7 protein-coding genes are annotated in these 7627 nt (G+C 66.7%); 1 reads left to right on the top strand and 6 read right to left on the bottom strand.

Annotation, left to right across the window (positions count from 1 at the left end):
* Positions 1–117: 117 nt before the first annotated feature.
* The 6 genes from QO033_RS24905 to QO033_RS24930 all read right to left on the bottom strand — a co-directional run bounded on the left by QO033_RS24905 (position 118) and on the right by QO033_RS24930 (position 6371).
* On the bottom strand, positions 118–1041 hold the full coding sequence (locus tag QO033_RS24905) for a serine hydrolase (RefSeq protein WP_284483403.1): 924 nt from the start codon (positions 1039–1041) through the stop codon (positions 118–120).
* 25 nt (positions 1042–1066) lie between these two features.
* Positions 1067–2038, bottom strand: a complete 972-nt coding sequence (locus tag QO033_RS24910) for an ABC transporter ATP-binding protein (protein ID WP_284483404.1) — start codon at positions 2036–2038, stop codon at positions 1067–1069.
* On the bottom strand, positions 2025–3020 hold the full coding sequence (locus QO033_RS24915; RefSeq protein ID WP_284483405.1) for an ABC transporter ATP-binding protein: 996 nt from the start codon (positions 3018–3020) through the stop codon (positions 2025–2027). The genes QO033_RS24910 and QO033_RS24915 overlap by 14 nt, the downstream gene beginning before the upstream one ends.
* Positions 3021–3023: 3 nt before the next feature.
* A complete protein-coding gene (locus QO033_RS24920) occupies positions 3024–3845 on the bottom strand; it encodes an ABC transporter permease (protein ID WP_284483406.1) in 822 nt (273 codons plus the stop codon).
* Positions 3846–3849: 4 nt separating this feature from the next.
* Positions 3850–4785, bottom strand: a complete 936-nt coding sequence (locus tag QO033_RS24925) for an ABC transporter permease (RefSeq protein ID WP_284483407.1) — start codon at positions 4783–4785, stop codon at positions 3850–3852.
* A gap of 65 nt (positions 4786–4850) precedes the next feature.
* The gene (locus QO033_RS24930; RefSeq protein WP_284483408.1) at positions 4851–6371 is read right to left on the bottom strand and encodes an ABC transporter substrate-binding protein; all 1521 of its coding nucleotides are present in this window, start codon (positions 6369–6371) and stop codon (positions 4851–4853) included.
* A gap of 119 nt (positions 6372–6490) precedes the next feature.
* On the opposite strand from QO033_RS24930, the gene QO033_RS24935 reads away from it, so the two are divergent.
* Entirely contained in the window at positions 6491–7360 is an 870-nt protein-coding gene (locus QO033_RS24935) for a LysR family transcriptional regulator (RefSeq protein WP_284483409.1), read from the top strand.
* Positions 7361–7627 lie beyond the last annotated feature (267 nt).

Genomic DNA, 7627 nt, shown 5'->3' on the forward strand with positions numbered 1-7627 from the left:
CCCACCAGATCGCCGGCGCACCACAACCCAAAACCTCCCGCACAGACACACCACAAAAAAACCGGCAGAGGTCATACCTCCCCCGGTTCCATCTCATTCAACTGCGATCCCCAAGGCTCAGTCCCCTGGCTGATCCAGCAGATGGGCGCAGAGGATGCGGGCGATCTCGGGGAAGGCCTCGGGGCGGTCTTCGCAGAGCTCCTTGCCCTGCGTCATCAGCGACAGGATCACCGGTGCCGTTCCGGGCAGGGCGATGCGGATCAGGTCGTGCTTGTAATAGGAGGCGCGGGGATCGCCGGTCCAGGAATTGCGTCCGGCCTTGCTCCAGATCGTGGCGGCCTCAGGCACCCCTCCGCCGAGATACTCCTGTACCTGAAAATGCGGCAGTCTGGCCTTGTCGCTTTGCCGGTCGCGCAGCAGGAAATCCTGCGCCCGGGCCCGGGCCTCTGGCCCCAGCGGCACGTCCCCGGAGAAGAGCTCGTGGAACATCCGGGCGGCGGTCAGCGGCGTCAGCACGTTCAGATAGCTGCTGTCGGCGCCGGCATATTGCGCCTCGCGGCCATAGCGGGTGTCGTCCATCAGTTTCTGGGTGATGTTGCAGCCCTGCCATTCGGGCCAGCCGAGTGCGCCGAAGAACCGGTTCAGCCCCTCGCGGCGGTCGCGCCAGAGCGCGAAGGCCTCCGGCTCCAGCAGGGTATCGCCCGTGGTGCCGGTCACCAGGTCGATGATGTAATTGGTCGCGGTGTTCGACGACCAGGCGATCATGTCGTGCATCGCTCGGTCCAGGTCGTCATGGGCGGCGATCCTGCCGGTCTCCAGCGCGTGGAGGGCATGGACCAGGTGGAACACCTTGACCACGCTGCAAGGGTAGCATCGCCAGTCGCCGTTGCGGACATAGCCCTGAGGCAGCCCGCCGGTTTCGCGCAGGGCCACCAGGCCGAACCGGTCGGCGGTCAGCCCAAGCGGGGCGAACCGGTCGAGAATCTCCTCGGCGGCGGCGTCGCAACGGCGGGTCCAGTCGGGATCGGGGGTGAAGAACATTCGGGAAGTCTTTCGCTTGGGCAGGTTAGGTCTGGGGCTGGCCGGGGGCGGCCTTATGGCAGCGCACATAGGTGCCGGGGGCAAGGCGCCGCAGCGCCTGCGGCTGATCGCAGGCGGGCTCCGCCAGCGGGCAGCGCGGGGCGAACCGGCAACCGTGGCGCACCTCGAAGGGGTCGGGGATCTCGCCGCGGATCGGGGCGCTGGCGGTGCTGCGGCGGCGCAGATCGGGCACCGCGGCGATCAGGGCGCGGGTGTAGGGATGCAGCGGCGTGGCAAAGAGATCCTCGCTGCGCTGCAACTCGACGATCTCTCCGAGATACATCACCGCCACCCGGTCGCAGAGATAGCGGACCACGTTCATGTCATGCGAGATGAAGAGGATGGTCAGCCCCTTGTCGCGGTTCAGCCGGCGCAGCAGGTTGATGATCTGGGCCTGCACCGAGGCGTCGAGCGCCGAGACCGGCTCATCGGCCACCAGAATCTCCGGCCGGGGGCAGAGCGCGCGGGCGATGGAGACCCGCTGGCGTTGCCCGCCGGACAGCGCATTGGGATATTTCGCCGCGGTTTCCTGTGGCAGGCCGACCTCGTCCAGCGCCTGGGCGACGGCGGTCCGGCGTTCGGCGCGCGACAGGGCAGGGTGGTAGTGGGCGACCACTTCGTCAAGCTGGGCGCCGAGCGTCATCCTCGGGTCGAGCGAGGAATAGGGATCCTGAAACACCATCTGCACCCGGCCGCTGGGGTCGGGGCCGGTCAGCGGCTGGCCGTCGAGCAGGACGCGGCCGGCGCTGCAGGGCTGCAGCCCGACCCCGAGCCGGGCGAGGGTGCTCTTGCCGCAGCCGGATTCGCCGACAATGCCCAGGACCTCGCCGGGGATCAGTGCCAGATCGACACCCCGGACCGCCTGCAATTCCGGCGCCGGGCGGCGGGCGAGCAGGTCGGTCAGGCTGCGTTTCATCGGAAAGCGCCGCGCGACGGCTTCGAACTCAAGCTGGGGCATGGGGTACCTCCGTCAGGATGCAGGCGTCGAGGTGATCGGCGGTCGCCCCGGGGCGGGGATGCAGCGGTGGCGCCATGCCTTGGGTGCAGGCGGGCCCGGCGAAGGGGCAGCGCGGGGCAAAGCGGCAGCCCGGCGGCGGTGCGATCAGCCCGGGCGGGCTGCCCTCGATCGGCACCAGATCGCGGTCACGGCCGCCTTGCCCCGGCAGCGCGTCCAGAAGCGCCCGGGTGTAAGGGTGGCTGGGGCGGTCCAGCACATCGCGCACCGTGCCGGTTTCCACCACGCGGCCGGCGTACATCACCGCCATGCGGTCGCAGACCTGCGACACCACGCCCAGATCGTGGGTGATAAAGATGATCGAGGTGCCATTGCGGTCGCGACGCTCCTTCAGCAGCCGCAGGATCTGATCCTGTACCGTCACGTCCAGCGCGGTGGTCGGCTCATCGGCGATGATCAGCCGCGGTGCCAGAGCCAGTGCCATGGCGATCACCACCCTTTGCCGCAGCCCGCCGGACAGCTCGTGCGGATAGGCGTCGAGCCGGCGCTCGGGTGAGGGGATGTGGACGTCGCGCAGCAGCTCCAGCGCGGCGGCGCGGGCGGCGCTGCGGCTCACCTGACGGTGGCGGCGGATGATCTCGGCCACCTGCTTGCCGATCCGCATGGTCGGATTGAGCGCGGTGAGCGGATCCTGAAAGATGAAGGCGACATCGCGGCCGCGCACCCGGGCCAGATCGGCCTCGCGCATGGCGGCCAGATCGCCGCTGCCATCCAGGATCACCTCGCCGCCGACGATGCGCGCGGTGGCACCGGCGAACAGCCTCAGGATCGACCGGCAGGTCGCCGATTTGCCGCAGCCGGATTCGCCGACGATGCCGAAGATCTCGCCCGGGTTCACATCGAAGCTGACCCCGTCGACCGCCCGGGCGATGCCGGCGGGACCGCGGAATTCGGTCTGCAGGTTGCGAATGCTCAGAAGGCTCATGGCTTATCCCTTCGGTTTCAGCGCGACCGAGAGGCCCTCGCCGAGCAGAGAGAAGGCGATGCCGATCCACACGATGGCAAGGCCGGGGGCGATGGTCATCCAGGGGGCTTCGCGCATGTAGTCGATGCTCTCGACGATCAGCAGGCCCCATTCCGGCGCCGGCGGTTGCACCCCCAGCCCGAAGAAGGACAGCGCCGCCACCGCCTGCACCGTCAGCACCACGTCCGACATCGAATAGACCAGCGCCGGGGTGACCGCGTTGGGCAGGATGTGGCGCAGCATGATCTGCGCCTTGCCGAAGCGTAGCACCCGGGTCGCCTCGATGAACTCCAGCCGGCCGATCAGCAGCGTCTCGCCGCGCACGATGCGGGCGTAGCCGATCCAGTTGACGATGAAGAAGGCGATATAGAGGTTGGCCTCGCTCGGGCCCAGTACGCCGACGATGGCCAGCACCAGCACATAGAAGGGGAAGGCCCAGACGATATCGGTGAGCCGCATCAGCGCGGCATCGATGCGGCCGCCGAAAAAGCCCGAGATCAGCCCGATCATCACCCCGAAGGCCATCGGACCGAAGACGCAGATCAGCGCCAGCCGCAGATCATAGACGGCGCCGGCCATCACCCGGGTGAAGATATCGCGGCCGAAGTTGTCGGTGCCGAACCAATGCGCCTGCGATGGCGGCAGCAGCGTGTTGCCGAAATCCAGCGCAAAAGGGTCGTAGGGAGACAGCAGCGGGGTCAGCAGTGTCGCCAGCAGGGTGAGGGCCAGCATTCCCAGCCCCAGCGCGCCGGCCGGGCTGCGCAGCAGATCTTTCAGAATGCGCATCGGATCACTCCAGTCGCACGCGCGGGTCGGCCAGCGCGTAGAGGATATCGGTGATCAGGTTCACGATCACCACCATGATGGCGAAGAACACGGTCAGCCCGCGGATCACCGGCAGGTCGCGCGACACGATGGCGTCGATCAGCAGGCTGCCGAGCCCGGGCACCGAGAAGATTTTCTCGACCACGACGGTGCCGCCGATGATCCAGCTGACCCGCACCCCGATGATCGAGATGGTCGAGATCAGGCTGTTGGGCAGGATGTGACGCAGGAAAATCTCGTGCCTGCGCAGCCCCTTGGCCCGGGCGGTGTCGACGTAATCGGCCTTCATCGTATCGATCAGCGCGGCGCGCAGGGTCTGCTGGATCAGCGCCGCGGTGGACAGCCCGACGACCAGCGAGGGCAGGAACAGCCGGTGCAGGTTCTCGGCCAGCCCCTGACCGACGCCGCCGGTGGGGAACCAGCCCAGCGTCAGCGACAGCCACAGGATCAGCACGTAGCTGAGCCAGAACGGCGGCATGGCGATCAGCACCACGAAGGCCTGACGGATGACATGATCGGCCGGCCGGTCGCGCCGCATCGCCGCCAGGCTGGCAAAGGGCAGGGCGATCACCAGCGCGATCAGGGTGGACAGCGCCACGATCGCCAGGGTGAAGGGCAGCCGCTCGCCGACCAGCGCGATTACCGCCTTCTTGTGGAAGATCGACACGCCGAAGCTGCCGGTCAGGCAATCGCGCAGGAAAAGGAGGTATTGCTGCCAGATCGGCAGATCGAGGCCCCAGAGCCGGCGCATATCGGCCAGTTCCTCGGCACTGGCCCGGGTGCCCATGGCGCGCTCGGCGGCGTCGCCCGGCATCACCTGCAGCAGCAGAAAGCCGATCAGCGTGATGCCGATCAGCACCGGCACCAGCATCAGCAGACGTTTGAAAATGACCTGTATCATCGGCGGTTCGGGGCCTTCCTGTGGCCCCCGCCCGGCCCCAAGGGAACCGGGCGGGGGCGGATCGGTTATTTGTCGAGCGTCACGTCTTCGAGACGGAAGTTCGAGGTGGGCAGGATTTCGAAGCCTTTCACGTAATCCCTTTCGGCCCAGGCCGTGGCCGGGTGGAACAGGAAGACGAAGGGGGCGCCGTCATGCAGGCGCTGCACCATCTCCTGGAACATTGCTTCGCGTTCGGGGCTGTTCACCGTGCGCCGTTCCTCGGCATAGAGCGCGTTCAGCCGCTCGTCCTGCCACTGGGTGTGATAGGCGTTGGCACGCTCCGGGTTCACCGCGACGAAGCCGATGATCTGATCGGGGTCGATGGTGTCCGAGGTGGTGTAGGAGACCGCCATGTCGTAGTTGCCGGCCTTGGTGGTCTGCCACTGGGTGCCGCTTTCCAGCATCTGCACCTTCAGCCGGACACCGACCTGCTGCAGCATCGCCTGCAGCGCGATGGCGGCGTTGCGGCTGGTGGCCTTGCCGGAATCGACGACCAGCTCCGCCTCGAACCCGTCGGGATAGCCGGCCTCAGCCAGCAGCGCCTTGGCCTTGGCAGGATCGTAGGGGTAGGGCGCGAGGCCGGGATCGGCGTATTTCATCACCGGCATGGCGGAAGCCGCCGGTTTGCCACGGCCGTAGAGCACGCCTTTGACCAGCGCCTCCTTGTCGACGGCGTAGTTCAGCGCCTGGCGCACCCGGACATCGCCGAAGGGTTCGCGGGTGGTGTTCATCAGCACGAAATCGGCGCGATAGGGGATCACCTCGCCGGTGGTGATACCGTCCTTGGCGGCCAGCGCGTCGAGCTGGTTCAGCGGCGGATCGAGCGCGACATCGACCTCACCGGCCTCGAGCTTGATCGCCCGGGCGGAGGGTTCGGTCACGACCTCGAGCACGGCCTCGTCGACCGCCGGCTTGCCGGCCTGCCAGTAATAGGGGTTCTTCTCCAGCGTGATGCTGGCGCCGCGGGTCCAGTCGGCCATCACGAAGGGACCGGAGCCGACCGGGGCATCGAAGAAGGTCTCGCCTTTTTCTTCCAGCAGCTTCTTCGGCAGGATCGCCGCGGCGAACAGCGCGAGGTTGTTGAAGGCCGGGGTGAACGGCTTGTCCAGCGTCATCACGATCTCATGGTCGCTGACGATCTCGAAACCGGTGATCGGGTTGAAGAATCGCCCCCAGCCCGAGGCCTTGGAGCCGGCGCGCTCGATGGAATATTGCACGTCCTCGGCGGTGACCGGGCTGCCGTCGGAGAATTTTGCATCGCGCAGCTTGAAGGTCAGCGTCAGCCCGTCCTCTGAAACGGTCCAGCTTTCCGCCAGGCCGGGTTCCAGGCCGGTGCCGGATTTGTCGGGGCGGATCAGGGTGTCGTAGATCAGAAGCTGGGTCCAGATCGACCCGTTGTCGCTGGTGGCGATCGGATCGAGGCTGACAGGATCGTAGCCCATGGCGACGCGCAGCGTCTCGGCCCAGCTGGCAGCGGGGGCGGTCAGGCCGGTCGCGGCAACCGCGGTTGCCATCAGCAGCGAGCGGAATTTCAGTTTCGGTATCATGTTTTGGTTGTCCTCACCTGTGGAGTCGCGAACTTCAGCGAGCGTGCAGAGGCAAAGTTAGACAGCCGGAAATAATTCGTATAATAATAAATAGACGGTTTGGTATTCACAGGCTGATAATGAATCTGCGGGAAATGGAGCTCTTCGGCACGCTGATGCGGGTCGGGACGACAACGGAAACCGCCCGGCTTCTGGGGATCTCCCAGCCCGGGGTCTCGGCCCAGCTCAAGCGGCTGGAAAGCCGGCTGGGCCTGTCGCTGTTCCATCGCACCGGCAACCGGCTGGAGCCGACGCGCGAGGCCAACGAGATCTTCGCGCTGGCGGCGCCGATCTTCAGCACCCATGCCGATATCCGCGCCAAGCTGCCCGAGTTACGCAACCTCGCCTCGCGTCCGGTATCGATCTCGGCGACGCCGGCGCTGGTGGAGGGGTTTCTGGGGCCGATCCTCATTCGTGCCGGCTTCCAGAACTGGAAGAAGCGGCTGAACCTCAGGGTGCATTCGCCGGAAGAGGATCTGCGGCGCGGCGATGCCGATATCGGTATCCAGATGGCGCTGCCGCCCAAGGCGGAGTTCCAGGCCTATCCCGTCGGGCGCAGCGAGCTGGTGGCGATCATGCGGGATTCGCACCCGCTGGCACGGCAGGACAGGCTGTTCTGTGCCGCCATCGCCGAACATCCGCTGGTGTGCTACAACGCCGACTGGTCACCGATGGGCGCCACGATCCGCGCCGCCTTCGAGGCGCAGGGCCTGTCCTACGATCCGGTCTGCACGGTGCCCTTCTGCGCCAATGTTTGCGATATGGTGCGGGCCTGCGGCGGTGTCGGCATCGTCGATTCCATGACGGTACGGGACTATGCCATGCAGGGGCTGGTGGCACGGCCGATCGTCGATATCGCCGAGATCAAGATCATCGCCTTTCACCGCCGCAACGAACCCTTGCGCGCGCCGATACAGGATTTCCTGACCACACTTCTGCGCGCCGCCTGAGCGGCGGGCCGCCCCGCCCTGGCCAGAGACGGCTTGAGCGGGGGCCTGCCGAGAGCCCGCGCCGTGGTCCTGAGCCTTGACAGATGCGGCTTTCGGGCGAATGATGGGGGAGCATTTTTATCGCTCCGTCCGCAGATGGTTTTCAGGTCTGTGGCATCAGGGTTTCGGGGTCGGCCGGTTTTGGCCCGCTCCGCGCGGTCGGTAGGGCGGCCGGACTTTCAAGACGGGCCGTTGGGCCCATAACTTCAATGAATGACAAGCGATCCC

The organism is Pseudodonghicola flavimaris (genome assembly GCF_030164425.1).
Classification (GTDB): Bacteria; Pseudomonadota; Alphaproteobacteria; order Rhodobacterales; family Rhodobacteraceae; genus Pseudodonghicola; species Pseudodonghicola flavimaris.